At 64.1% G+C, this 22915-nt stretch carries 24 protein-coding genes; 19 read left to right on the top strand and 5 right to left on the bottom strand.

Features of this window, described 5'->3' with window-relative positions:
• Positions 1-89 precede the first annotated feature (89 nt).
• Positions 90-992 (bottom strand): LysR family transcriptional regulator, encoded by a 903-nt coding sequence (locus LB551_RS12965; protein WP_224659420.1) that lies wholly within the window; start codon positions 990-992, stop codon positions 90-92.
• A 102-nt stretch (positions 993-1094) separates the two neighbouring features.
• On the opposite strand from LB551_RS12965, the gene LB551_RS12960 reads away from it, so the two are divergent.
• From LB551_RS12960 to LB551_RS12950, 3 genes are all read left to right on the top strand, one after another.
• Positions 1095-2084 carry a zinc-dependent alcohol dehydrogenase family protein gene (locus LB551_RS12960; RefSeq protein WP_224659419.1) on the top strand — a complete coding sequence of 330 codons (990 nt, stop codon included), beginning with the start codon at positions 1095-1097 and terminating at the stop codon, positions 2082-2084.
• A 311-nt stretch (positions 2085-2395) separates the two neighbouring features.
• Complete coding sequence (locus LB551_RS12955) at positions 2396-2692, top strand: zf-TFIIB domain-containing protein (protein ID WP_140497640.1); 297 nt, start codon at positions 2396-2398, stop codon at positions 2690-2692.
• Positions 2693-2767: 75 nt separating this feature from the next.
• Complete coding sequence (locus LB551_RS12950) at positions 2768-3757, top strand: Tim44 domain-containing protein (protein ID WP_224659418.1); 990 nt, start codon at positions 2768-2770, stop codon at positions 3755-3757.
• 310 nt (positions 3758-4067) lie between these two features.
• Here LB551_RS12950 and LB551_RS12945 read toward each other — a convergent pair whose 3' ends face one another.
• Entirely contained in the window at positions 4068-5165 is a 1098-nt protein-coding gene (locus LB551_RS12945) for a lactonase family protein (protein ID WP_224659417.1), read from the bottom strand.
• 198 nt (positions 5166-5363) lie between these two features.
• On the opposite strand from LB551_RS12945, the gene LB551_RS12940 reads away from it, so the two are divergent.
• From LB551_RS12940 to LB551_RS12905, 8 genes are all read left to right on the top strand, one after another.
• Entirely contained in the window at positions 5364-5915 is a 552-nt protein-coding gene (locus LB551_RS12940; RefSeq protein ID WP_140551249.1) for a MaoC family dehydratase, read from the top strand.
• A gap of 2 nt (positions 5916-5917) precedes the next feature.
• A complete protein-coding gene (locus tag LB551_RS12935) occupies positions 5918-7078 on the top strand; it encodes a CaiB/BaiF CoA transferase family protein (protein ID WP_224659416.1) in 1161 nt (386 codons plus the stop codon).
• Between the two features lie 32 nt (positions 7079-7110).
• The gene (locus LB551_RS12930; protein ID WP_224659706.1) at positions 7111-8256 is read left to right on the top strand and encodes an ABC transporter substrate-binding protein; all 1146 of its coding nucleotides are present in this window, start codon (positions 7111-7113) and stop codon (positions 8254-8256) included.
• A gap of 21 nt (positions 8257-8277) precedes the next feature.
• Positions 8278-9465: an ABC transporter substrate-binding protein gene (locus LB551_RS12925; RefSeq protein ID WP_224659415.1), complete on the top strand. Its 1188-nt coding sequence runs from the start codon at positions 8278-8280 to the stop codon at positions 9463-9465.
• Positions 9466-9537: 72 nt separating this feature from the next.
• On the top strand, positions 9538-10275 hold the full coding sequence (locus LB551_RS12920; protein ID WP_224659414.1) for an ATP-binding cassette domain-containing protein: 738 nt from the start codon (positions 9538-9540) through the stop codon (positions 10273-10275).
• Positions 10268-11008, top strand: coding sequence for an ATP-binding cassette domain-containing protein (locus LB551_RS12915; protein WP_224659413.1), 741 nt, complete (start codon positions 10268-10270; stop codon positions 11006-11008). Before LB551_RS12920 ends, LB551_RS12915 begins: the two co-directional genes overlap by 8 nt.
• Positions 11005-11955 carry an ABC transporter permease gene (locus LB551_RS12910; RefSeq protein ID WP_224659412.1) on the top strand — a complete coding sequence of 317 codons (951 nt, stop codon included), beginning with the start codon at positions 11005-11007 and terminating at the stop codon, positions 11953-11955. The genes LB551_RS12915 and LB551_RS12910 overlap by 4 nt, the downstream gene beginning before the upstream one ends.
• Position 11956: 1 nt before the next feature.
• Complete coding sequence (locus tag LB551_RS12905) at positions 11957-12925, top strand: ABC transporter permease (protein WP_140551255.1); 969 nt, start codon at positions 11957-11959, stop codon at positions 12923-12925.
• 20 nt (positions 12926-12945) lie between these two features.
• Here the strand turns inward: LB551_RS12905 and LB551_RS12900 are convergent, their stop codons facing one another.
• Together LB551_RS12900 and LB551_RS12895 are read right to left on the bottom strand one after the other, a co-directional pair.
• Positions 12946-13782 (bottom strand): amidohydrolase family protein, encoded by an 837-nt coding sequence (locus LB551_RS12900; RefSeq protein WP_224659411.1) that lies wholly within the window; start codon positions 13780-13782, stop codon positions 12946-12948.
• A 63-nt stretch (positions 13783-13845) separates the two neighbouring features.
• Positions 13846-14631 carry an IclR family transcriptional regulator gene (locus LB551_RS12895; protein ID WP_140514524.1) on the bottom strand — a complete coding sequence of 262 codons (786 nt, stop codon included), beginning with the start codon at positions 14629-14631 and terminating at the stop codon, positions 13846-13848.
• 166 nt (positions 14632-14797) lie between these two features.
• Here LB551_RS12895 and LB551_RS12890 point away from each other — a divergent pair, with 166 nt between their 5' ends.
• From LB551_RS12890 to LB551_RS12855, 8 genes are all read left to right on the top strand, one after another.
• Positions 14798-16117, top strand: coding sequence for an ABC transporter substrate-binding protein (locus tag LB551_RS12890; RefSeq protein WP_140655549.1), 1320 nt, complete (start codon positions 14798-14800; stop codon positions 16115-16117).
• Positions 16118-16262: 145 nt separating this feature from the next.
• Positions 16263-17159, top strand: coding sequence for a carbohydrate ABC transporter permease (locus tag LB551_RS12885; RefSeq protein WP_224623565.1), 897 nt, complete (start codon positions 16263-16265; stop codon positions 17157-17159).
• On the top strand, positions 17159-18025 hold the full coding sequence (locus LB551_RS12880) for a carbohydrate ABC transporter permease (RefSeq protein WP_224659410.1): 867 nt from the start codon (positions 17159-17161) through the stop codon (positions 18023-18025). The genes LB551_RS12885 and LB551_RS12880 overlap by 1 nt, the downstream gene beginning before the upstream one ends.
• A 4-nt stretch (positions 18026-18029) precedes the next feature.
• Complete coding sequence (locus LB551_RS12875; RefSeq protein WP_224659409.1) at positions 18030-19127, top strand: ABC transporter ATP-binding protein; 1098 nt, start codon at positions 18030-18032, stop codon at positions 19125-19127.
• Positions 19128-19131: 4 nt separating this feature from the next.
• Positions 19132-20244, top strand: coding sequence for a mandelate racemase/muconate lactonizing enzyme family protein (locus LB551_RS12870; protein ID WP_224659408.1), 1113 nt, complete (start codon positions 19132-19134; stop codon positions 20242-20244).
• Positions 20245-20254: 10 nt separating this feature from the next.
• Entirely contained in the window at positions 20255-20584 is a 330-nt protein-coding gene (locus LB551_RS12865) for an L-rhamnose mutarotase (protein ID WP_224623567.1), read from the top strand.
• Entirely contained in the window at positions 20577-21653 is a 1077-nt protein-coding gene (locus LB551_RS12860) for a Gfo/Idh/MocA family protein (protein WP_224659407.1), read from the top strand. Before LB551_RS12865 ends, LB551_RS12860 begins: the two co-directional genes overlap by 8 nt.
• Before the next feature lie 8 nt (positions 21654-21661).
• Positions 21662-22108 (top strand): MaoC/PaaZ C-terminal domain-containing protein, encoded by a 447-nt coding sequence (locus LB551_RS12855; RefSeq protein WP_140551264.1) that lies wholly within the window; start codon positions 21662-21664, stop codon positions 22106-22108.
• A gap of 7 nt (positions 22109-22115) precedes the next feature.
• Here LB551_RS12855 and LB551_RS12850 read toward each other — a convergent pair whose 3' ends face one another.
• Positions 22116-22913, bottom strand: a complete 798-nt coding sequence (locus LB551_RS12850) for an ABC transporter permease subunit (RefSeq protein WP_224659406.1) — start codon at positions 22911-22913, stop codon at positions 22116-22118.
• Positions 22914-22915: the final 2 nt, after the last annotated feature.

Below are 22915 nucleotides of genomic sequence, written 5' to 3'. Positions count from 1 at the left end.
CACTGGAAAGCGATGCCTCAAAGAGCCGAGGCGCCTCTTCACGGAATGTCCGCGCGATCCCAAACGAGAGTGGTCGCGAGTGCTGGCGCTCAAGCCATCCGTTTCGGCAAGGCGGCCGCCAACGCATCGACGGCCAGCCGAACTTTCAGCGCCAAATGGGGCGTCTGCAGCCAAAGAGCGTGGCAGTCATAGAGACATCGCGGCTGGTCCGGCAGGAGCTCGACCAGCGCGCCGGCCTGAATGCGCTCGCGAACCAGCCACCAGGGCAACCAGGCGAGCCCCATGCCCTCGGCCGAAGCGTCGGCGATGGCATCGAGATCGTCCAGCCGCAGCCGGCCGCCGGGCATGATCTCCTGTGCTGGTTGTCCCTCGCGCGGGAACAGCCAAGGCTGAACGGCTTGGCCGAGCCGGCGGTATACGATGGCATGATGATTGGCGAGGTCTTCGATCCGCCGTGGCTCGCCCTGAGTTTTCAGATAGGACGGCGCCGCACAGACAACCATGCCCTGGCGAGCGACGCGGCGCGCGATCACGCCTGCCCTGTCCTCCAGATCGCCGGTTCGGATGGCAAGATCGTAGCCGTCCTCGGCAAGATCGGCGAAGCGGTCGCTGAGCGACAGGTCGAGTTCCAGCATCGGATATTGCCGCGCCAAGTTCAGCAGCACGGGTGTTACGCAGTGGCGGCCGAAATGCGCCGGCATGGTGACGCGCAGCTTGCCGCGCGGTTCCGAGAGCTGGCCGGCGGCGAGTTGATCGGCCGCTTCGGCCTCGGCCAGCACCAGCCGACAGCGGTCGTAATAGGCGCGTCCAAACTCGGTGAGGCTCTGCCGGCGCGTGGTGCGGTTGAGCAGGCGCATGCCGAGGCGCTCCTCCAGAAACCGGACGTGTTTGCCGACCATCGGTCCTGACAGATCGAGTGCGGCCGCGGCCGCCGCGAACGAGCCGAGGTCGACCGCCCTGACGAACACGGCCATGCTCGCAAGCCGATCCATATTCGAAACTCCTGGTTTCTACTGTCCTGCTTCCGATGCCATTTATCCAACTTTGTCTTACGGGCATAGCTCCTTTCGGTTCAGACAATTTGGAGTAACCCAATGGCGCGCGTTGTTCGCTTTCACCAGCATGGTGGGCCCGAAGTCTTGCGGATCGAAAATGTGGACCCTCCCCAACCCGGCCCGGGCGAGGTTCAGATCCGCGTCAAGGCGCTCGGCCTCAATCGCGCCGAGGCGCTGCTGCGCGCGGGCACCTATATCGAGACGCCCACCCTGCCGTCCGGGCTTGGCCTGGAGGCCGCAGGCCTCATCGAGGCTGTCGGTGAAGCTGTGACGGGTCTGGCGCCGGGTGATGCCGTCAGCGTCATCCCGCCGCAATCGATGATCCGCTGGCCGGCTTATGGAGAGCTAGTTACCTATCCCGCCGGGCTCGTCGTCAAAAACCCGACATCACTCGACTGGCAGACCGCGGCCGCGATGTGGATGGCGTACCTCACCGCCTATGGCGCGCTGATCGACATCGCCAGGCTGCGCAACGAGGACTTCGTCGTCATGACGGCAGCCTCGAGCAGCGTTGGGCTTGCCGCGATCCAGATCGTCAACAGCGTCGGCGCGACGGCGATCGCTGTGACACGGACCTCGACGAAGAAACAGGCCCTGCTCGACGCCGGCGCGCCACATGTCGTGGTTCTGACCGAAGAGGATCTTGCCGCAAGACTGGAAGCAATCGCCGGACCGCAAGGCGTGCGCGTGGTTCTGGATGCAATCGGCGGCCCGATCTTCGAGCCGCTCGCGGCGGCGATGTCCCCTGGTGGCATTCTCATCGAATATGGCGGGTTGAGCCCCGAGCCGACGCCGTTTCCCTTGCCCGCCGTGCTTGGCAAGACATTGACGCTGCGCGGCTACCTCGTCCACGAGATCACCGGCGACCCAGCGAAGCTGGAAGCCGCCAAGGCATTCATCCTCGAAGGGCTGGAGGCCGGCGCGCTGAAGCCTATCATCGACAGGACCTTCCCGTTCGAGCACATCGTCGAGGCGCATCGCTATCTCGAATCGAACGAGCAGTTCGGCAAGATCGTGGTGACGATCTGAGATCGTGGTGACGATCTGAGATCGTGGTGACGATCTGAGATCGTGGTGACGGTCTGAGCAGGGACGCCGGGGGCGTGGGCGCAGGCGCGGTACCCAGCGCTCGACGCGCAATGACGTCAGCGATGGGGAACAAATTCGATCCTCGCGGACAATGTCGCCCTTGAAGGCGCCGCTCTGCGTTCCTAATTCTCGCATGCGGGCCGGGCCCCTCTGACTGTCGCATCTCGCGACCGTGATGTCGGACCGCTTTAACGGGCCCGTTTCCACCCTTTCGGTCAGGCGGGCTCATCTCTTTTGGTTTGGAGCCCCATATGACATCTTCTTCCCTTCTTGGCTTGGTTTGCCCCTCCTGCCGCGTGGCGCTCGTGATGAGCGAACGCCAGGGTATCGAGATCGATTATTGCCCGCAGTGCCGTGGCGTCTGGCTTGACCGAGGCGAACTCGACAAGATCATCGAGCGGTCGGCCAAGGAGGCCTCGCCCGCGCCACAGCCGGCCGCGTTCTCCCAGCCGCAGCATGGCCGGGACCGCGATGACGACTATGCGCGCTCGCAGGGCCACCGCTATCCGAAACGGAAGAAATCGTTCTTCGAAGAGCTGTTCGATTGACCGCACGACGCCCGGTTAGCCGGGTGGGCGTCCGCCGAGAATTTCCGAAACCACATCGATAAAAGGTCCGTCCAGATGATTTCCCGCACAAGCCGATTTGCCGCCCTGTTTGCCGGACTGTTCCTGGCATTCTCCATGGTCGCGATCGACCATGCCGAGGCCCGTCGCGGCGGCAGTTTCGGCAGCCGCGGCATGCGCACGTTCCAATCGGCGCCGCCGACCAGGACCGCTCCGGCGCCGACCGCTCCAGTCGAGCGTTCGATGACACCCAACACCGGCGTGAACACCGCGGCCCGGCAGCCTCAGGCCGGCCCGCAGAGGCCCGGCTTCATGAGCGGCTTCGGTGGGACAATGATGCGCGGCCTGCTGATCGGCGGCCTGATCGGGCTGCTCCTGGGCCAGGGCTTCGGCGGGCTGGCCGGCATGTTCGGTTTCCTGCTGCAGGCCGTGCTGATCGGTGGCGCCATCATGCTGGCAATCAGGTTCTTCCGGTCGCAATCCGCGCGTGGCCCCGCCCCTGCGCTCGCCGGCGCCGGCAATGCCTCGCGATTTGAAAACCGCGCCGCCGGACAGAGCGATGCGAACAATGCGCGTTCCTTCACGATTCCCGGCTTTGGCGGCGGTTCAGGCGGAGGCTCCGCGGCGGCCACCGGTTCCGATGAGATCCGGCTCGCCCAGGCCGACCTCGACGCATTCCAGCAGCTGTTGAGCGATGTCCAGGAAGCATTCGGGCGTGAAGATCATGCCGCCTTGCGGCGTGCGCTGACGCCCGAAATGGTGTCCTATCTGTCGGAAGAGCTGGCCGACAATGCGAAGAAGGGCCTCAGGAACGAGGTGTCCGACGTCACCCTCCTGCAGGCCGACATCGCGGAAAGCTGGCGCGAGGATGACCGCGACTATGCAACGGCGGCCCTGCGTTACGAATCGCGCGACGTGATGCGCGAACGGGCCAGCGGCAAGGTCGTCGAGGGCGACGAGGATCATCCCACGGAGACGACGGAGCTGTGGACCTTCACGCGTCAGAATGGCTCGAGTTGGAAGCTCTCGGCAATACAACAGGCCTGAGCTCCAGAGTGTGAACTCGAGTTGACAAAGGCGGCCTGACGTCGGCCGGTCCGGCTATGTCAGCAGCCTTCCATGGCCGGCAGCTGCTCAAGATAGGAATTTTTTCTTGACTGGGTGCAGGCAGCTATGGTAGATATTTATCTATGGTGCTGAGTTGCGCCAGAGACCCGCCGCACAGGCGGGTTTTTGCGTTCAAGGCTCCCTCAACGGCGCGCCGGCGAAGGCCCGAAGGAATCCGTCAACCCGGATCTCCCGGCCTGAGCTCCGGCCCGTTTCAGTCCGAGGCTTCGATGCCGATGTTGCGCACGGTTCACCGCACGATCTTGACGCACATCGGCGTGCCGATCGCGATGGCACGGCCGGTGTCGGTCAGCCCACCGCTCTCGGCATCGCGGGCGAAAATCGAAATGCGGTCTGCATTCTGGTTGGCCGAGAACAGATGGCCGCCTGACGGCGTAAGCGCCAGGTTGCGCGGCGTGGCGCCCCCGCAAGGGACATAGCCGAGGAGGCTCAGCGCGCCACTTTGCTGGTCGACGGCCATGATGACCACGCTGTCATGGCCTCGGTTGGAGCCGTAGAGGAAGCGGCCGTCGGGCGAGATCTGGATATCGGCGCAGTGATTGGCCTGGCGCGCCTCGGCCGGCACGGCCGGCCTGGCGTCGATGATCGAGAGCTTGCCGCTTGCCTCGTCCAGCGCCATCGACACGATGGTCGAATCCAGCTCGTTCATGACGAAGACGAAACGGCCATTCGGATGCAAGGCGAGATGGCGCGGACCGGCGCCCGGCGGCAAAGCGGATTCGGCCAGTTTGGTCAGATTGCCATCGTGCTCGATCCGGTAGGACACCAGCCGGTCGATGCCGAGATCGGCGACGATGGCCGTTCCGCCGGCGATGGTTTCGGTGACGCTATGGGCATGCGAGCGCTCCTGCCGGGCCGCGTTCGGGCCGGTGCCGTTGTGCGAAACGCTGGCCAGAGGAGCCGACAAGGTGCCATCCCTGTCGAAGCCATAGACCGCGACTGCGCGATCCGGACCGCCCTCGCCCATGCCGTAATTGGCGACCAGCAGCTTCGTGCCGTCGCGGCTGATGGTGTTATGCGCGGTGATGCTGCCTAGCGACGGCTGCTTGTTCAGGTAAGTGAGCGTGCCCGAGGCGCGGTCGAAGCCGTAGGCAGAAACCGTTCCTTCTCGCCAGGCGAACACTTCCGAATTGGCATAGAGGCGCGAACCGTCCGGCGTCACCGACAGGAAGGTCGGATTGTCGATGTCACTGGTCTCGGCCAGTTTGCGTGTTTCCAGCGTCTCCTCGTCGAAACTGTAGACGCCGAGACCGACACCGCGTGCGCCTTGGAAATAGGGCGCCTCCCGGTTCAGGCTGCCGACAAAGACCAGACAGGCATCGCGCATGTTTTCCTCCCTGTCCGCTCGCGCTCGGGCGCAGCGGAACAGCCAAAATTTCGCCTGTCCTCGCTTGCAACGCAACCCCATATGTGAAAATACTATTTACAAAAGAAGATTGACGGGAGGAGACGTCGTGCAATCTGGCGCCTTGATGCGTGTTCCGAAACTTGTGCCGTGCCGCGCGCAGGGCTTCCGGAGCCAGCGATGAACGACTTCGCACCGACTGTCGGCGTCGCCTCGACGCACCCGGCCAACATGCCCGAGGCGCATGCCGCCCTGCCGGTTTGGAACGCCGAGAACTGGTTCTACGAGGACTGGCCGGTCGGCCAGAAAATCCGCTCGTTGCGCCGCACCATGGCGGAGGGCGACAGCCACCTCTTCAACACGCTGGTGCTCGACATCCATCCTTACGTGCAGGACCAGATGTTTGCCGAGACAGAGGGCATTTTCGGCAAGAGGCTGGTGGCGGGCGCCTTCGTCTTCTCGGCTGGCTTGGGGCTCGTCGCAACCAACTGCGTCAATGCGTTTTCCTATGGCTACGACAAGCTCCGCTTCATAAAGCCCGTCTTCATCGGCGATACGATCTATTCGATCCGCTCCAACCTCGACAAGACGCCGCGCTACAAGGAAATGGGGCTGATCCGCGCCAGCTACGAGGTGTTCAAGGGCGAAGGCGAACTCGTTCTCTATTGCGAGCATCTGCAGACGGTGAAGTACCGCAACCCTGCCGATTTCGTCGGCAAGACGGAGAAGTAGAAATGCCGGCAGCAGCCGAATTGCCGCTTGCCGGTCTCGTCGTCGTCGACATGAGCCAGTTCCTGTCCGGGCCTTATTGCTCGCTCAGGCTGCTCGATCTCGGCGCCCGCGTCATCAAGATCGAGCGTCCGGACGGCGGCGACCTGTCGCGCCGGCTCTATCTCAGCGACACCGAGATCGGCGGCGATTCCACCATTTTCCATGCCATCAACCGGGCCAAGGAAAGCCTCGCCATCGACCTCAAGGACAAGGCGGATCTCAAGGCGCTGCACGGCCTGCTGGGCAAGGCCGACGTGCTGATCCAGAATTTCAGGCCGGGTGTCATCGAACGGCTCGGCCTCGACTACGAGGCCGTCCGCAAGATCAACCCGCGCCTGGTCTATGCCTCGATCAGCGGCTATGGCGAGGAAGGCCCATGGGTCAAGCGGCCCGGCCAGGATCTCCTGGCGCAGGCGCGCTCCGGGGTGATGTGGCTGAACGGCGACGAGGACCAGGGGCCGGTGCCGTTCGGGCTTGCCATCGGCGACATGCTGGCGGGCGCGGCATGCGCGCAAGGCATACTGGCCGCCCTTGTGCGGCGCGGCATCACCGGCCAGGGCAGCCATATCGAAACCAGCCTCTTGGAAGCGCTGGTCGACTTCCAGTTCGAGGTACTCACCACGCATCTCAATGACGGCCGCCGTTTGCCGCGCCGCTCCAGCTTCCGCAGCGCACATGCCTATCTGTCGGCACCTTACGGCGTCTATCCCGCCAAGGACGGGTACCTCGCCATCGCCATGACGCCGATCCCGAAACTCGCCGACCTGCTGTCGCTCGAAGAATTGGAGCCTTACCGCGACGAGCCGGCATCGTGGTTCACCGCGCGCGACGACATCAAGGCGATCATCGCGCAGAGGATCGCTACCAGGACGGTCGACGAGTGGCTGGCCATTCTCGAACCCGCCGATATCTGGTGCGCCAAGGTGCTGACGTGGCCGGAAATGTTGGCAAGCGGAGGGTTCCAGTCGCTCGACATGCTGCAGACGGTGACGCGCGAGGACGATGTCTCGATCCTCACCACCAGCTCGCCGCTCAGGGTCGACGGCATCAGGGCCAAGGTCGATCGGGCAGCACCGCGCATCGGCGAGCATAGCGCCGCGATCCGCGAGGAGTTCGGCCTGTGACCACGCGCTTCCTCAAACCCACGCTCAGGGGCATGACCTGGAACCATCCGCGCGGCTATGATCCGATGGTCGCCTGTTCGTCGCTTTGGAAGCAGAGAACCGGCATTGCCGTCGAATGGGACAAGCGTTCGCTGCAGGACTTCGAGTCCTTCCCGGTCGAGGAACTGGCGCGCGCCTATGACCTGATCGTCATCGATCATCCGCATGTCGGCCAGATCACAGCCGAACGCTGCCTGGAGCCGCTCGATGTCGCCGGCCGCGAGGCGGAACGCGCAGCACTTTCCTCCGGTAGCGTCGGCCAGTCCTATCCGAGTTATACCTGGCAAGGACGGCAGTGGGCGTTTCCCATCGATGCGGCGACGCAGGTACAGGCATGGCGACCCGATGCGCTCGAGGCACCGCCATCGCGATGGAGCGAAGTGCTCGATCTCGCCCGGCAGGGACGCGTGCTGCTGCCGTTGCGGCCACCGCATTCGATGATGGTGTTCTTCACGCTCGCCGGCAATCTCGGGCATGCTTGCGCGACCGACCCATCGCGCGATCTCATCGACGGCGAGGCCGGCAGCGAGGTCTTCGAGACAATGCGAGAGATTGCCGCGCTGGTCGACCCCGCCTGCCTCGAGATGGACCCGATCGCCGTCTCGGAGCGGATGGGTGAGGCCGGATCCCCGATCGTCTGCTCGCCGCTGATCTATGGCTACGTTTCCTATGCGATGGCCGGGTTTCGCCCACATCGCCTGGCTTTTGGCGACATCCCTGTTGTCGGCGCCAGCGGCCCGGTTGGCACGGCGCTTGGCGGCACAGGCATAGCGGTGTCGGCCTTCTCGAACGAGAAAGAGGCGGCAACCGATTTCGCCTACTGGCTCGCCAGCGGCAAGGTCCAGCGGGGCCCCTATGCCGCGGCCGGCGGACAGCCCGGCCATGCCGCGGCCTGGGAGGATCAGGCCGTCAATGCGGCGACCGGCAATTTCTATCGCGATACGCGCGCGACCCTGGAGGGCGCATGGGTGCGGCCTCGCCATGATGGTTACATGGCGTTCCAGCAGGCCGCGTCCGACCGCGTCAATTCCGGCATCACCTCAGGGCATCGTTCCAGCCAGGTCATTGCCGATCTCAATCGCCTGTTTCGGCAGAGCGCCCCGGCGCAGGCGACCGGCACTGCCGGTGGAGGAGCCTGAAGAAATCGAACGGAGGAGACAATGAAAAGCCTGATCCGCGGCCTTGTGGCCGCAACCGCCTTCGCCTCACTCGCAACGACAGCCTTTGCCGAAGACGTGCAAGGCGTCATCAGCGGGTTGCCCGATGAACTCAAGGCGCAATATGACGGCGCGCCGCAGAAGGTGCTGCCATCGGCTTGGGACAATTTCACCCCGCCGCCCAAGCCATGGAAATGGTGCCATTCGGAATCCTACCAGGGCAACCCCTGGCGGGTCACCGTCACCAAGGAGTTGAAGCGCCTGGTGGACGGACTGATCGCCGACGGCACCGTCTCCAGCTTCGAAGTGTCGGATTCCAACAACGACGCCAGCCAGCAGATCAACCAGATCCGCGCCTTCATCGACAAGAAGTGCTCGATCATCACCTCGATCCCGGGCTCGGCAACAGCGCTCGACGACGCCATCGATGCCGCCGCCAAAGCCGGCATCCCGTTCATCACCGCCGCCGGTTCGGTGACCAGCCCGAACGCGATCAATGTCGATTCCAACTATGCGCGCTGGGGCTACGACATGATGACGGCGATCGGCAAGGCCGAGCCTGATGGCGCCAGCATCCTGCTGGTCGAGGGCATCGCCGGCCACCCGATCGTGGTTCAGGAGCGCCAGGGCGCCGACAAGGCGTTGGCGGAGAACTCCAAACTGAAGGTCTCGCGTACGGTCAACGGCAATTGGACGGCCAATGTCACCAAGACGGTGGTGCTGCAGGCGATCGCCACCAACCCGGCCCCGATCGATGCGGTATGGACGACAGGCAGCGAAAGCCGCGTCGTCGCGGAAGCCTTCGCCGAAGCCGGCCGGCCGGCGCCGCTGATCACCGGTTCGATCACCGGCGATGCCCTGGGCTACTGGAAGGCCAACCCCGACAAGTACCGCTTCGAAGGCCATGCCGTGCTGCCGCACTGGACCGCCGAAACGTTGTTTCGCGTCGGCGAACGCATGCTCGACGGCCAGAAGCCGAAGCTGAACACGCTGCTCATTCCGATTCCGCCGGTCCACAACGCCGATCTCGGCCAATGGTACAAGGACTGCATGACGACGGATGCCGTATCGATCTTCCCGGTGCCGCCCAAGGATCCGATGCCGGAAGAATGGCTCGACGCCTATTTCTCCAACCCGGCGCCGACCAAGGGATGGGATTACTCGAAAGTACCTGACGCCTGCGCGAAGTGACGCCTGGGCCAGATAGGACCTCGACAAGCCGGCTCCTTTCGGATGGCCGGCTTGCCAGCTTTGAAACTCGACATGCTTGAAATCAGAAACATATCCAAACGCTATGGCGAGACGGTCGCGCTTGCGGACGCTTCGATCGCGTTCCGGGCGGGGACGATCCACACCATCCTGGGCGAGAACGGCTCGGGCAAGAGCACCATGGTCAAGCTGTTGTCCGGCATCGTTCAGCCAGACAGCGGCGCGGTCCTGCTGCAAGGCAGGCCGTTTTCGGGCGGAATCCCCTCGGCCTTCCAGGCGCAAGGCTTCGCCACGGTCTTCCAGGAAGTGCTGATCGCGCCGGACCGCAGCGTCACCGACAACATCCTGCTTGGCCTCGACGGCCTGGTCCGGCGCGCGGTTCCCCGCAACGAGCGGCGCGACAGGGCAGCCGCCGCGCTCAAACGTTTCGCCGTCACCGACGTGCCGCTCGACATGCCCGCCGGGCAGTTGCCGCTCGCAGCGCAGCAACTCGTCGTTCTTGCCCGTGCGGTCGTGCGCAATCCAAAGATCCTGATACTCGACGAAGTGACCGCAGCACTCGACTTCGCCGACCGCGAATCGGTTTTTCCGCTGATGCGCAGGCTTGCCGGCGATGGCTGCCTGATCCTGTTCATCACGCACCGCATGGACGAGGTGACGTCGCTTTCGGATCGCATCTCCATCCTTCGCGGCGGCAGCGTGGTGCGCACCGAGGAGCGCGGCGCCTCGACGCCGGCGGAACTTCTCAAGGCGATGGCGCCACGCACCGCCGCGGAGCTGGCGCATGGCTGATCGCGCCGCCCTCACCATCCGCGACCTCGTCATCGCACCGGGCGCCAGCCCGATCATGCAGCGAATAGCTCCCGGGGAGATCGTTGGGCTCGCCGGCCTGGATGGCCATGGCCAGGAGCTTTTCCTCGAAATGCTCGCCGGCCTCGTCGCACCGCTTGGCGGTTCGATCACCCTCGATCTGCCCGGCGCATCCCGCGCCATCACCGGCTTTCGCAAGGCCGTATCGAGCGGCATCGCCTATCTTCCGCGCGGGCGTGCCAATGGCATTTTCCCGACCCAGTCGGTGCTCGACAATTTCGCCGTCTCGACGCTGTCTCGCGATACCCGCCTCGGCCTGATCAGCCCGGCGGCACGCAAGGCGCGCTACGAGGCCTATCGCGAAAGGCTGTCGATATCAGCGCCCCGGCCCGACGCGCCGATCACCACCCTGTCCGGCGGCAACCAGCAGAAGGTGCTTTTGGCGCGGGCCCTGGCGCTGGACCCCGCAATGCTGCTTCTCAACGACCCGACGCGCGGCGTCGACGTGGCGACCCGGCATGTTCTCTACGACGTCTTTCGCGGGCTGGCTTCCGACGGCATGGGGCTCGTCATCCTGTCCAGCGAGATCGAGGAGATCCTTCTTCTCTGCCATCGCGTGCTGGTGTTCCGCGAAAATGAAGTCGCGGCGGAAATCGCCGGCCTGGCGATGACCACCGAGAACGTGATCGCAGCCATGTTCGGACGCGCAGCATGAGACCCTTTGCACGCCTGTTGTCCTTCGGGCGAAGCGTCGGCTTCGCCGTCGTGCTGCTGATCGTCCTGCTGGCGGTCAATCTGATGCTGAGCCCGGCACGGTTCCAGCCGGGCTCCTGGGGTGCGCTGGTTGGGCTGGCGGCGCCGCTGATCGGCGCGGCCATCGCCTCGACCCCGGTGATCCTTGCCGGGCGCGGCGGCATCGATATTTCGGTCGGGCCGCTGATGGGATTCGTCAACGCCATCGTGATCCAGGTGCTGTTTCTGCGCGCCGGAATATCCTCGCCGCTGGTGCTTGTTCCGGCGGCACTGCTCATCGGTGCGCTGGTCGGGGCGGCGAACGGGTTCCTGGCGACAATCGTGCGCATCCAGCCGATCGTAGCCACGCTCGGCACCTATCTGATCCTGACCGGGGTGACGCTGACCATCCTGCCGGCGCCGATCGGCCCGGCGCCGGCCTGGCTGAAAGCCCTGGCAGGCCCGTTCTCGCTTCTGCCGCTCGCATTGATGTTGCTTTTCTGGTGGCTGGTGCGGCGCAGCCCCTATTACGACCAACTGATGGCTGTCGGCAGCGATGATCGCGCTGCCTACACCGCCGGCGTCGACGTCACGCTCGTGCGCTTCATCGCCTATGTCATGACCGGCATCCTTGCCGGCTGCGCCGGACTGATGCTGACCGCGCTGATCGGGTCGGCCGATCCCAACATCGGCCCGACCTACACGCTGATCGCCATTGCGGCTGTCGCGCTTGGCGGTGTCAGTCTTGCCGGCGGCCGTGGTGGCGTTGCGGGTGCTGCGATCGGCGCTGTCGACATCTTCCTGCTGCAGAGCGTGCTGACGACGTTCAACGTCTCGACCTTCGTGCTGCAGATCGCCTACGGCGCCATACTGGTGTTGGCGGTGATGCTGACCGCGCTGCAGGAACGCTTTGCCGTGGGGAGGCGCTGACATGGCTGGTCGAAATCTATTCGCGACAACCAATGCCCGTGTCGTCGGCGCCTTCTGTGTTGCCGCCCTTCTGCATCTTGCCGGCACCATCCTCATTCCGGGCTACTCCAGCCCGTTTGCGGTGCGCGCCATGCTGGTGCTTGCCTCGCTGCTCGCCGTCGCCTCGATCGGGCAGACGCTGGTCGTCATCATGGGCGGCATCGACCTGTCGATCCCCTTCGTCATCGGCTTCGCCAATGTCGTGGCCGCGCAACTCTACGGCGACGGCTGGAATTTTGTCCTGGTCTGCGGCCTCGTCGGCGTGCTGGCGATCCTTATCGGCGGCCTCAACGGGCTGATCGCGCGCAGCCTCGACATCCAGCCGCTCATCGTCACGCTCGGCATCGGCATGGTCGTGCAAGGGCTGGTGCTTTTGTGGACAGCCGGCTTCCCTTCAGGCTCCGCGCCGCAAGCGGTTTCGAGCTTCGTGTCGATCGGCGGATCGGCCGGGCCGCTGCCGGTTCCATGGCTGGTGCCCTGCCTCGTCGTGCTGGCGGCGCTCGTCGTCCTGGTGCTGGAGCGGACGCCCTATGGACGCCGGCTCTACGCACTCGGCAGCAATCCGGGTGCCGCGCCGCTGGCGCTGATCGATCCCGTCCGCATGTGGGTGATCACCTATGCGGCAAGCGCCTTCTTCGCCGCGGTGGCGGGCGTGCTGCTGCTCGGCTTCACCGGCTCAGCCTATGGCGATGTCGGGCAGCCCTATCTGTTCCAGACCATCGCGGCGGTGGTCGTCGGCGGCGCCGCGCTGGTCGGCGGGCGCGGCAGCTATCTCGGGACCATCGCCGGCGTGCTGGTGCTGACCGAGATCAACACGCTGCTGATCGGGCTCGGCTTCCAGCCCTCGGCCGTGCAGGCAGCACTCGGCTTCATCATCGTGCTGCTGGTTTCGCTCTACGGCCGCGAACGGCACGTTTCGGCGACGATCTGAAGAACCCCAAGCAGAGCCGGTTAAAGCCGCCAGAGCTTGCGGGCGTTCGCCGACAAGAGCTTGTCGCGTTCCGCAACGCTGCAGCCGGCAAGCAGCGCATGGGTCGCCGCCACCCAGGTCGACAGACCGCCACCCAGCGTGCAGACAGGCCAATCGCTGCCCCAGACGACACGATCCCAGCCGAACGAACCGATCGTGTGTTCGACATAGGGCCGCAATGTCTCAACCGTCCAACTGCCGGGATCTGCATAGGCGACGACGCCGGAAATCTTGGCCACGACGTTCGGACGCCGCGCGATGTCGCTCATGTGTTCGCGCCACGGGTGCTCGCCGATGCCCTTGATGTCCGGAACGCCGCAATGGTCGAGGACGAACTGGACGTCAGGCGCCAGGTCGGCGAGCGCGATCGCCTTGGGAATCTGGTGCGGCAGCACGACGAGATCGAAGGTGAGCCCGGTGCCGCCAAGCCGCCGGATGTTGTCCCGGAACAGCGCGCCTTCCGAGAGTTCGTCGGGCATGACGTGGAGGACGCGGCGAAAACCCTTGACGAACGGCTTTGCTCGCTGGCGCTCCAGATAGGCCGCAAAGCCGGCCTCTTCCGGACGGCAGGCGGCGATCGCCCCGGCCAGCATGCTGCCGGCCTGTCTCGACAGGCCTTCGATACGTTGGGTCTCGGCCTCGATGTCGGCCGGATCGACATCGACCTCCATATGCAGCACGCGCTCGACGCCGACACGCTGGGCTTCCACGGCGTACTCCTCATAGGAGAAGTCGCGATCGAGTGCCGGCACGCCGGCAAGCCACGGGTAGCGTAGGGCCGAGCGATCGATGAGATGCAGGTGGGTGTCGACGATCATGGCAAGGCTCCTCCCTATGTCTTTCACATCATCTCACGGAGGAATTCTTCATTCAAATAAGAATTACACCGATGAGCCGACGGCCGACCCGGCCAGACGCGACAGCTTTTCACATGTCGCCAGCAGCAGTTCGATGGTGCGGGTCATGTCCGGCGCGGACGGTGCGTTGACGACGGTGATGTAAGGAATCGAAAGCGCCGCGATGGCCTTGCCGTCGGAGCCGCGCACCGGTGCCGACAGATTGTAGACGCCGGCGGTCTGCATCGAGGCCATCATCTCATATCCCCGTTCCCTGATCTGGTCGAGACGGGCAAAGAACTCGGGCGGCTGCGCGGTATTGTCGGTGCTGCGGACATGTTCGGAGATCATCATCTGGCGCTCCTCCTGCGAACGGAAGGCGAGCAGCACATGTCCCGAACCGGTGTCGAAGAGGCTGATGTGGGCACCGACCCGGATCGAGATGCCCCAGTAGTTCGGCGCCTCCTGCTGGCCGATCACCACGGCGGAACCGCGATCAAAAACAACAAGTTGGTTGGCCTGCTGCGATGTCTCCGCCAGCTCCCGCATCAAGGGCGTCGCATAGGAAACCAGCCGCCGCACCGGCGCGTGCAGTTGCGCCAGGCCAAACAGCTTGAGCGTCAGTGAATAGCGGTCACCATCGAGCCGCGTGACATAGCCGCGCCGCACCAGCCGGTCCAGCATGCGGTAGAACTCGTTGGGGCTGCGGTCGAGCTTCTTGGCGATTTCCGCCTGCGTCAGGCCGCCGTCGACGCCTGCCAGCAGTTCCAGGATGTCGAGCCCCTTGTCGAGCGCAGGCGCGCGATACCGCTCGTCTTCGCTATCATCCATGGCTTCCCTCCAGTGAAATCGATTCTTCATATACGCAGGAACGCAGCCGGCGGAAACAAATTTCGCCTTGACGTATCCATGAATGTTTTGTTTGTATATGAATGTAGCGCTTCTTGTCATCAGACGAGTTGCGGTCGCCGCTGAGGCGCACCCAGGGAGGATACCAATGAACAGACTGCTTTCCGGCGTGTGCGCCGGCGCATTGTTGCTTGCGTCAGGCGCAGGCGCAGCCCTTGCCGGCGACCTGCCCGGCAAGTTCGAAGGCGTTACCGTCGACGTGAAGCTGATCGGCGGCCAGCAATATGAAAAGCTCTACGAGCGCATTCCCGAATGGGAGAAGGCGACCGGCGCGAAGGTCAACATCCTGACCAAGAAGAACGGCTTCGACATCGACAAGGAGTTGAAGTCCGACATCGCCTCGGGCAGCACCAACTGGTGCGTCGGCTGGAATCACTCCTCCTTCGCGCCGCAATATACCGGCCTCTATACCGACCTCAGCAAATTGCTGCCCAAGGAAGAGATCGACGCCTTCGTGCCGTCGACGATCAAGGCGGCGACCATCGATGGCAAGCTGGAGATGCTGCCGCGCGCGCAGTTCGACGTCTCTGCCCTCTATTACCAGAAGAGCCTCTACGAGAACGCCGACAACAAGGCCAAGTTCAAGGCGAAATACGGCTATGATCTGGTGCCGCCGGACACCTGGAAAGAGGTCACCGACCAGGCCGAGTTCTTCGCCAACCCGCCCAACTTCTACGGCACGCAGTTCGCCGGCAAGGAAGAGGCGATCAACGGCCGCTTCTACGAGATGGTGGTAGCCGAGGGCGGCGAGTATCTCGACAAGGACGGCAAGCCCGTCTTCAACTCCGAAGCCGGCGTGCGGGCGCTCGACTGGTTCGTCAACCTCTACAAGGCCAAGGCCGTGCCGGCCGGAACCACCAATTATCTCTGGGACGATCTCGGCCAGGGTTTTGCCTCCGGCACCGTCGCCATCAATCTCGACTGGCCGGGCTGGGCCGGCTTCTTCAACGATCCGAAGTCGTCGAAGGTCGCCGGCAATGTCGGCGTCAAGGTCGCGCCGAAAGGCTCGTCCGGCAAGCGCACCGGCTGGTCCGGTTTCCATGGCTTCTCGGTGACCGAGAACTGCCCGAACAAGGAGGCCGCGGCATCGCTGGTGTGGTGGCTCACCAACGAGGACAGCCAGAAGCTGGAAGCCGCCGCGGGCCCGCTGCCGACCCGCACCGCGGTCTGGGACTGGGACCTGAAGCAGGCCGAAAACGATCCGTACAAGAAGGAGGTTCTCTCCGCCTTCCAGGAAGAAGCCAAGCACGCCTTCGCCGTGCCGCAGACGCCTGAATGGATCGAGATCTCGAACGCCGTCTATCCCGAATTGCAGGCGGCGATTCTCGGCGACAAGACGTCCAAGCAGGCGCTCGACGAAGCCGCCGCCAAGGCGACGCAAATCCTCGAAGACGCCGGCAAGCTGTAGAACCGCTCCCAAGGCCGCCTCCCCCATCAGTCATGGGGGAGGCGCTCGCGTCTTAAGGCGCGCACTGCCTCGGGTGTGCCACGATGACGACGCCTGCCCCGCCCGGCTCGACAGGCGGCAATCGAATGCAACTCACAGGGTCCCAATGAAGGGCTTCAAGCCATCCGCGCCATTCCTGCTGCTGCTTCCGGCGATCATCGTGCTGGCGGCGGTCGTCGTGGTGCCGTTGCTTTTGTCGCTCTATTCCAGCTTCACGCCGTTCCGGCTGACCAAGCCCGAAACGTTCTTCGTCTTTGTCGGCTTCCGCAATTATCTCTCGATCCTGGCGAACGCCGATTTCTGGTGGGCGTTCGGCCGCACGGTTCTGCTGCTGACCATCGCGCTCAATCTCGAAATGCTGCTGGGCCTCGGCCTCGCCATGCTGGTCGAAAAGGCGACGCGCGGCCAGCGCATCCTGCGCACGCTGATGATGTTTCCGATGATGTTCTCGCCGATCCTCGTCGGCTTCCAGTTCAAGTTCATGTTCAACGACAATATCGGCCTGGTGAACAACGCCCTGCAATCGCTCGGCATCACCAGGGATGCCATTCCGTGGCTGATCGAAGGCCATCTCGCCTTCATCGCCATCTCGATCGCCGAGATCTGGTCGTCGACGGCGATCTTCGCCATCCTGATCCTCGCCGGCCTGCTCGCCATGCCCAAGGAGCCCATCGAGGCGGCGCGCGTCGACGGCTGCACGCCGTGGCAGACATTCCGTTATGTGACGTGGCCGTTCGTCATGCCTTTCGCCTATATCGCCATGACCATACGCTCGCTCGACGTCGCGCGCGCCTACGACATCGTCAAGATCATGACCGATGGCGGACCGGCCGGCCGCACCGAGCTTTTGTGGACGCTGGTGGCGCGCACCGCCTACAGCGACGGGCGCATGGGCATGGCCAACGCCATGGCCTATTTCTCGATCCTGCTTTCGATCGCCTTCACCGTCTATTTCTTCAACAAGCTCGCCGCGGCGCGCACGCAGATCGGTGCGGAGTGGTGATGGACGAGAATTCTTCCGCCCGCCTCAAGCGCCGGCTGCTGGGCATCGCCTATCGCATCGGCCTGTTCCTGGCGATGCTGACCATCTGCCTGCCCGGCCTCTGGATCGTGCTTTCGTCGCTGCGGCCGACGGTGGAGATCATGGCCAAGCCGCCGGTGTGGATCCCGCAGCAGATCTCGTTCGACGCCTATGTCGCGATGTTCTCAGGCATCGGCAAGGGCGGCATCCCGGTCATCGAATATTTCCGCAATTCCTTGATCATCTCGGTAACCTCGACGGCGATCGCGGTGGCCATCGGCATGGCCGGCGGCTATGCCTTCGCGCGCTACCGTTTCCGCGGCAAGTCGGGCGTCTTCCTCGGCCTGATGCTGACGCGCACGGTGCCGGGCATCGCGCTGTCGCTGCCGCTGTTCTTCCTCTACGTGCGGCTCGGCATCATCGACACGCATTTCGGGCTGATCCTGGCCTATGTCGCGCTCAATGTGCCGTTTACGATCTGGCTGATCGACGGCTTCTTCCGTCAGGTGCCGAAGGACCTCGCGGAAGCCGCCCAGATCGACGGCTGCACCCGCTGGCAGGCCTTCTGGCAGGTGGAGTTCCCGCTTGCGGGGCCGGGCATCGCGTCCGCCGCGATCTTTGCTTTCCTGACCTGCTGGAACGAGTTTGCGCTGGCCTCGCAGCTGACCCGTTCGGTCAGCGCCAAGACGCTGCCGGTCGGCCTGCTCGACTACACGGCCGAGTTCACCATCGACTGGCGCGGCATGTGCGCGCTCGCCGTGGTGATGATCATCCCGGCGCTCACCCTCACCTACATCGTCCAGAAACACCTCGTCGGCGGCTTGACCTCCGGCGCGGTGAAAGGCTGATCCCATGGCAACGGTTTCCCTCCAAAAGCTGACCAAGCGCTACGGCAATGTCGGCATCGTGCACGGCATCGACCTCGACATCGCGGACCGCGAATTCATCGCGCTGGTCGGTCCGTCCGGCTGCGGCAAGTCGACGACGCTCAGGATGATCGCCGGGCTGGAAGAGATCAGCGCCGGCTCGATCGAGATCGGCGGCCGTGTCGTCAACGATTTGCCGCCGCGTTCGCGCAACATCTCGATGGTGTTCCAGTCCTACGCGCTTTATCCGCACATGACGGTGCGCGAGAACCTCGGCTTCTCCCTGAAGATCGCCGGGGCCGCCAAGGAGGACATGGAGCGCCGCGTCGCCGAAGCCTCGGCGATCCTCGGCCTCGACACGCTGCTCGACCGTCGCCCGTCGCAGCTTTCCGGCGGCCAGCGCCAGCGCGTCGCCATGGGCCGCGCCATCGTGCGCGATCCCGACGTGTTCCTGTTCGATGAGCCGCTTTCCAACCTCGACGCCAAACTGCGCACGCAGATGCGCACCGAAATCAAGAAGCTGCACGCCAAGGTGCGGTCGACGGTGATCTATGTCACCCATGACCAGGTCGAGGCGATGACGCTTGCCGACCGCATCGTCATCATGCGCGACGGCCATATCGAACAGATCGGCACGCCCGACGAGGTGTTCCGGCGGCCGGCGACGCGCTTCGTCGCCGGCTTCATCGGCTCGCCGCCGATGAATTTGCACGAGGCGACGATCGATGACGGCCAACTGGTTTTCGCCAGCGGCGAAAAGCTGCCACTGCCCAACCAGTTCAAACCCAATATCGCCAGGGGTGACAAGGTGGTATTCGGGCTGCGGCCCGACGACATATACCCGACTGGCCATGGTATCAGTTCCGGCGGTGCGGCCGACGTTCACCAGATCGAACTGCCGATCACCGTTACCGAGCCGCTCGGCAACGAGACGCTGGTATTCGTCGAATTCAATGGCGCAGACTGGGTGTCGCGGATGCTGAATCCACGACCGCTTGGATCGGGCGAGCGGGTGGCCATGAGCCTCGACCTGTCGCAGGCGCATCTGTTTGCTGCCAACACCGGAAAGTCATTGCGGAGCTGACGACATGGCCAGAATCGAAAAGATAGAACTTCGGATGGTGGACCTTGTGCCCAAGGTCAAGCGCACGGACGCGATCCAGAGTTTCGTCAGCCAGGAAACGCCTCTCGTCACGATCACCGATTCCGACGGCGCCGTCGGCACCGGCTACAGCTACACGATCGGCACCGGCGGCTCGTCGGTGATGCGGCTCCTGTCCGACCATCTGGCGCCGCGTCTGATCGGCCGTGACCCCGACATGATCGAGGCGATCTGGCACGATCTCGAATTCGCCACCCACGCAACGACCATCGGCGCGATCACCGCCATAGCCATAGCCGCGATCGACACGGCGCTGTGGGATCTCAGGGCGAAGAAACAGGGCCTGCCGCTGTGGAAGCTCGCCGGCGGCGCCAAGGACCGCTGCCCGCTCTACACGACGGAGGGCGGCTGGCTGCACATCGAGACGCAGGCGCTGGTCGATGACGCGCTGGCCGCCAAGGCCAAGGGCTTTCGCGGCTCGAAGGTGAAGATCGGCAAACCACACGGATCGGAAGATCTGGCGCGGCTGGCGGCGGTGCGCAAGGCGGTGGGCGACGGCTACGAGATCATGACCGACGCCAATCAGGGATTCTCCATCGACGAGGCGATTCGCCGCGCGGCGAGGCTGCGTGAACTCGATCTCGCCTGGATCGAGGAGCCGCTGCCGGCGGACAACATCGATGGGCATGTCAGGCTGTCGAACTCGACGCCGACGCCGATCGCCATCGGCGAGTCGCTCTATTCCATCAGGCATTTCCGCGAATACATGCAGAAAGGCGCCTGTTCGATCGTGCAGGTCGATGTCGGTCGCATTGGCGGTATCACGCCCTGGCTAAAAGTGGCGCATGCGGCGGAGGCCTTCGACGTCCCGGTCTGTCCGCATTTCCTTATGGAATTGCATGTCAGCCTCACCTGCGCTGTTCAGAACGGCCGGTATGTCGAGTACATTCCGCAGCTTGACCAGTTGACCGGCAAGCGCATGCGCATCGAGGATGGGCAGGCGCTGGCACCCGACGAGCCCGGCATCGGCATCGATTGGGACTGGGACGCGGTCAAGGCCATGAGCATCGCCGAGTTCACCACGGCGATCATCAAATAGGAGAACTGATATGCAGCGGATGGGAATGGTTCTGGGACTGAAGCCGGAAAAGGTCGAGGAATATGTGCGCCTCCATGCCGCCGTCTGGCCCGACGTGCTGACCATGATCTCGGCCTGCAACATCAAGAACTATTCGATCTACCTGAAGCGGCCGGAGAACCTGCTGTTTGCCTATTTCGAATACCATGGCACCGACTATGCCGCCGACATGGCCAAGATGGCAGCCGATCCGAAGACGCAGGAATGGTGGGCCCTCTGCATGCCTTGCCAGGAGCCGCTGGCGACCCGAAAGGAAGGCGAATGGTGGGCTTCTATGGACGAGGTCTTCCATCATGACTGAAGGCGGTTTCGACCCTGCCTCACTCATCCAGTCCTGGCCTAAGCCTACAAAGCCCCGGCCGATCGTCACCTTTGGCGCAGGTTCGATTGTCGGCGATGCCCATTTTCCCGCCTACCGGAAGGCCAAGTTTCCGATTGCCGGCCTCTATGATCCAGACCAGGCCAAGGCGCGGATGCTGGCCGAGAAATGGGGTGTCAACGCATTCCGCTCCGTGGAAGAAGCCGCCGGAATCAACGATGCGATCTTCGATCTCGCGACACCGCCCGGTCGGCATGCCGAGATCCTGAAGGCGCTTCCCGAGGGGGCGGTCGCACTGATCCAGAAGCCGATGGGCAACTATCTGGGCGAGGCAACCGAAATCCTCGAAATCTGCCGCTCCAGGAAGCTCAAGGCTGCGGTGAATTTCCAACTGCGTTTCGCACCGATGATGCTGGCGCTCAAGGATGCCATCGCCAAGGGATGGCTCGGGGAGGTCGTCGATTTCGACGCCTGGCTGGCGCTGGCGACGCCTTGGGAATTGTGGGAATTCCTGCTCAAGGCGCCGCGTGTCGAGATCGCCATGCATTCGATCCACTATCTCGACCTCGTCAGGCAATTGCTGGGCGATCCCAAAGGGGTGCACGCCAAGACGCTCGGCCACCCCAACCATACCGTGGCTCAGACGCGCACCAGCGCCATCCTCGATTATGGCGACACCGTGCGCTGCGCGCTGTCGATCAATCATGACCACAAGTTCGGGCGCCGGCACCAGGCCTGCGAATTCCGCATCTGCGGCACCGAGGGCGCGGCCTATCTCAAACTCGGCCTCAATCTCGACTATCCCCGCGGCGAACCGGATGTCCTGGAAATATACCCGAAAGGCGGGACGGATTGGATTGCCGTGCCACTCGCCGGCGAATGGTTCCCCGATGCCTTTGTCGGGCGCATGGCCAATGTCCAACGCTTTGCTTGCGCAGAAGACGACGAGTTGGTCAGCTCGGTCGAGGACGCCTGGAGCACGATGGCGCTGGTGGAAGCCGCCTATAAATCGAGCGCGGCGCCGGCGACGCCGCTGGCCGAAAAGCCGTAAGGCAGGACATGGAACAGATAATTTATTTCGAAGACTACGAGATCGGCTCCTCGCGGCTGACCAGCGGCCGCACCATTACCGAGACCGACTTCATCGTCCATGCCGGACACACCGGCGATTTCTTCCCACACCATATGGACGCCGAGTTCATGAAGACGACGCCGTTCGGCCAGCGCATCGCGCACGGCACGCTGGTGTTCTCGGTCGGAATCGGACTGACGGCGAGCGTCGTCAACCCGGTTGCCTTCTCCTATGGATATGACCGGCTGCGTTTCATCAAGCCGGTGTTCATCGGCGATACGATCCGCACGCGCACCACCATCGCAGCCAAAGAGGACGATCCGAAGCGGCCGGCCGCGGGCCGGGTGATCGAGCGCTGCGAGGTGATCAACCAGCGCGATGAAGTGGTGCTGGCCGCGGACCACATCTACATCGTCGAACGCAAACCCGGCTGAGGCGGCGCTACGATCCCGTGGCGCGGGCGGTGATGCGCTCCAGTCCGAGCAGCAGAGCCAGGGTCGCCACCACCAGGATCATGGTGAGCGCCGCGCCGGCAAAGATGTCGCCGCGGTCAGTGAGGCTGAAGATCGACACCGGCAGCGTCACCCAACCCGGCGGATAGACCATCACGGTGGCGCCGAGTTCACCCATCGACAGCGCGAAGCTGAGCCCGAACGCCGCGACCAGATAGGGTGCGAGCAGAGGCAAGGTGACGTGCCAGAGGCGGTAGGCCGGCCGCGCGCCGAGGCTCGATGCCACCTGCTCGAAATCGGGCGAGAGCCGCGCCAGTCCGGCCGACACGTTGCCAAAGGTAAAGGCCGAGATCAGCACGAAATGCGCGATCATGACGATCGCGATCGTACCGTTGAGCAGCAGCGGCGGATGACTGAAGGCGACCAGCAGGCCAAGCCCGACGGAGACCGACGGCACGGCGCTGGGGATGAAGAACAACAGGCCGAGCAGGCGCCGCAGCGCATGTCCCTGGACCCGCAGCGACAGCGCCGCCCAGGTGCCGCTGACCAGCGCCAGCGCGCTGGCTGCAAAACCGGTGAGAAGGCTGGCCTTGACCGCATCGCCGGCCGCGCCATGCAAGACGTCGCCGTAGTGTTCCGTCGTCAGGCTGCTCGGCAGCACCCCGTTCCACTGGCCGGCAAGGCTGGACAAGAGGATGACCGCAAGCGGCGCCAGGAACAGCACACCGAAGATCAGCGCGAAGAGGAGCCACAGAACGAGGCGACCGGAGCGGGACCAGACCAGCATGG

It is taken from the genome of Mesorhizobium sp. BR1-1-2 (assembly GCF_020165435.1).
Taxonomy (GTDB): Bacteria; Pseudomonadota; Alphaproteobacteria; order Rhizobiales; family Rhizobiaceae; genus Mesorhizobium.
This window is presented reverse-complemented; position numbering and strand designations above follow the sequence as displayed.

Coding starts and splice junctions, on each gene's coding strand:
- LB551_RS12915 (WP_224659413.1), top strand. CDS start 10,268: ATGGCTGATCGCGCCGCCCTCACCATCCGCGACCTCGTCATCGCACCG.
- LB551_RS12880 (WP_224659410.1), top strand. CDS start 17,159: ATGGACGAGAATTCTTCCGCCCGCCTCAAGCGCCGGCTGCTGGGCATC.
- LB551_RS12950 (WP_224659418.1), top strand. CDS start 2,768: ATGATTTCCCGCACAAGCCGATTTGCCGCCCTGTTTGCCGGACTGTTC.
- LB551_RS12890 (WP_140655549.1), top strand. CDS start 14,798: ATGAACAGACTGCTTTCCGGCGTGTGCGCCGGCGCATTGTTGCTTGCG.
- LB551_RS12860 (WP_224659407.1), top strand. CDS start 20,577: ATGACTGAAGGCGGTTTCGACCCTGCCTCACTCATCCAGTCCTGGCCT.
- LB551_RS12865 (WP_224623567.1), top strand. CDS start 20,255: ATGCAGCGGATGGGAATGGTTCTGGGACTGAAGCCGGAAAAGGTCGAG.
- LB551_RS12945 (WP_224659417.1), bottom strand. CDS start 5,165: ATGCGCGATGCCTGTCTGGTCTTTGTCGGCAGCCTGAACCGGGAGGCG.
- LB551_RS12960 (WP_224659419.1), top strand. CDS start 1,095: ATGGCGCGCGTTGTTCGCTTTCACCAGCATGGTGGGCCCGAAGTCTTG.
- LB551_RS12940 (WP_140551249.1), top strand. CDS start 5,364: ATGAACGACTTCGCACCGACTGTCGGCGTCGCCTCGACGCACCCGGCC.
- LB551_RS12905 (WP_140551255.1), top strand. CDS start 11,957: ATGGCTGGTCGAAATCTATTCGCGACAACCAATGCCCGTGTCGTCGGC.
- LB551_RS12850 (WP_224659406.1), bottom strand. CDS start 22,913: ATGCTGGTCTGGTCCCGCTCCGGTCGCCTCGTTCTGTGGCTCCTCTTC.
- LB551_RS12965 (WP_224659420.1), bottom strand. CDS start 992: ATGGATCGGCTTGCGAGCATGGCCGTGTTCGTCAGGGCGGTCGACCTC.
- LB551_RS12885 (WP_224623565.1), top strand. CDS start 16,263: ATGAAGGGCTTCAAGCCATCCGCGCCATTCCTGCTGCTGCTTCCGGCG.
- LB551_RS12930 (WP_224659706.1), top strand. CDS start 7,111: ATGACCTGGAACCATCCGCGCGGCTATGATCCGATGGTCGCCTGTTCG.
- LB551_RS12875 (WP_224659409.1), top strand. CDS start 18,030: ATGGCAACGGTTTCCCTCCAAAAGCTGACCAAGCGCTACGGCAATGTC.
- LB551_RS12955 (WP_140497640.1), top strand. CDS start 2,396: ATGACATCTTCTTCCCTTCTTGGCTTGGTTTGCCCCTCCTGCCGCGTG.
- LB551_RS12900 (WP_224659411.1), bottom strand. CDS start 13,782: ATGATCGTCGACACCCACCTGCATCTCATCGATCGCTCGGCCCTACGC.
- LB551_RS12870 (WP_224659408.1), top strand. CDS start 19,132: ATGGCCAGAATCGAAAAGATAGAACTTCGGATGGTGGACCTTGTGCCC.
- LB551_RS12855 (WP_140551264.1), top strand. CDS start 21,662: ATGGAACAGATAATTTATTTCGAAGACTACGAGATCGGCTCCTCGCGG.
- LB551_RS12920 (WP_224659414.1), top strand. CDS start 9,538: ATGCTTGAAATCAGAAACATATCCAAACGCTATGGCGAGACGGTCGCG.
- LB551_RS12925 (WP_224659415.1), top strand. CDS start 8,278: ATGAAAAGCCTGATCCGCGGCCTTGTGGCCGCAACCGCCTTCGCCTCA.
- LB551_RS12895 (WP_140514524.1), bottom strand. CDS start 14,631: ATGGATGATAGCGAAGACGAGCGGTATCGCGCGCCTGCGCTCGACAAG.
- LB551_RS12935 (WP_224659416.1), top strand. CDS start 5,918: ATGCCGGCAGCAGCCGAATTGCCGCTTGCCGGTCTCGTCGTCGTCGAC.
- LB551_RS12910 (WP_224659412.1), top strand. CDS start 11,005: ATGAGACCCTTTGCACGCCTGTTGTCCTTCGGGCGAAGCGTCGGCTTC.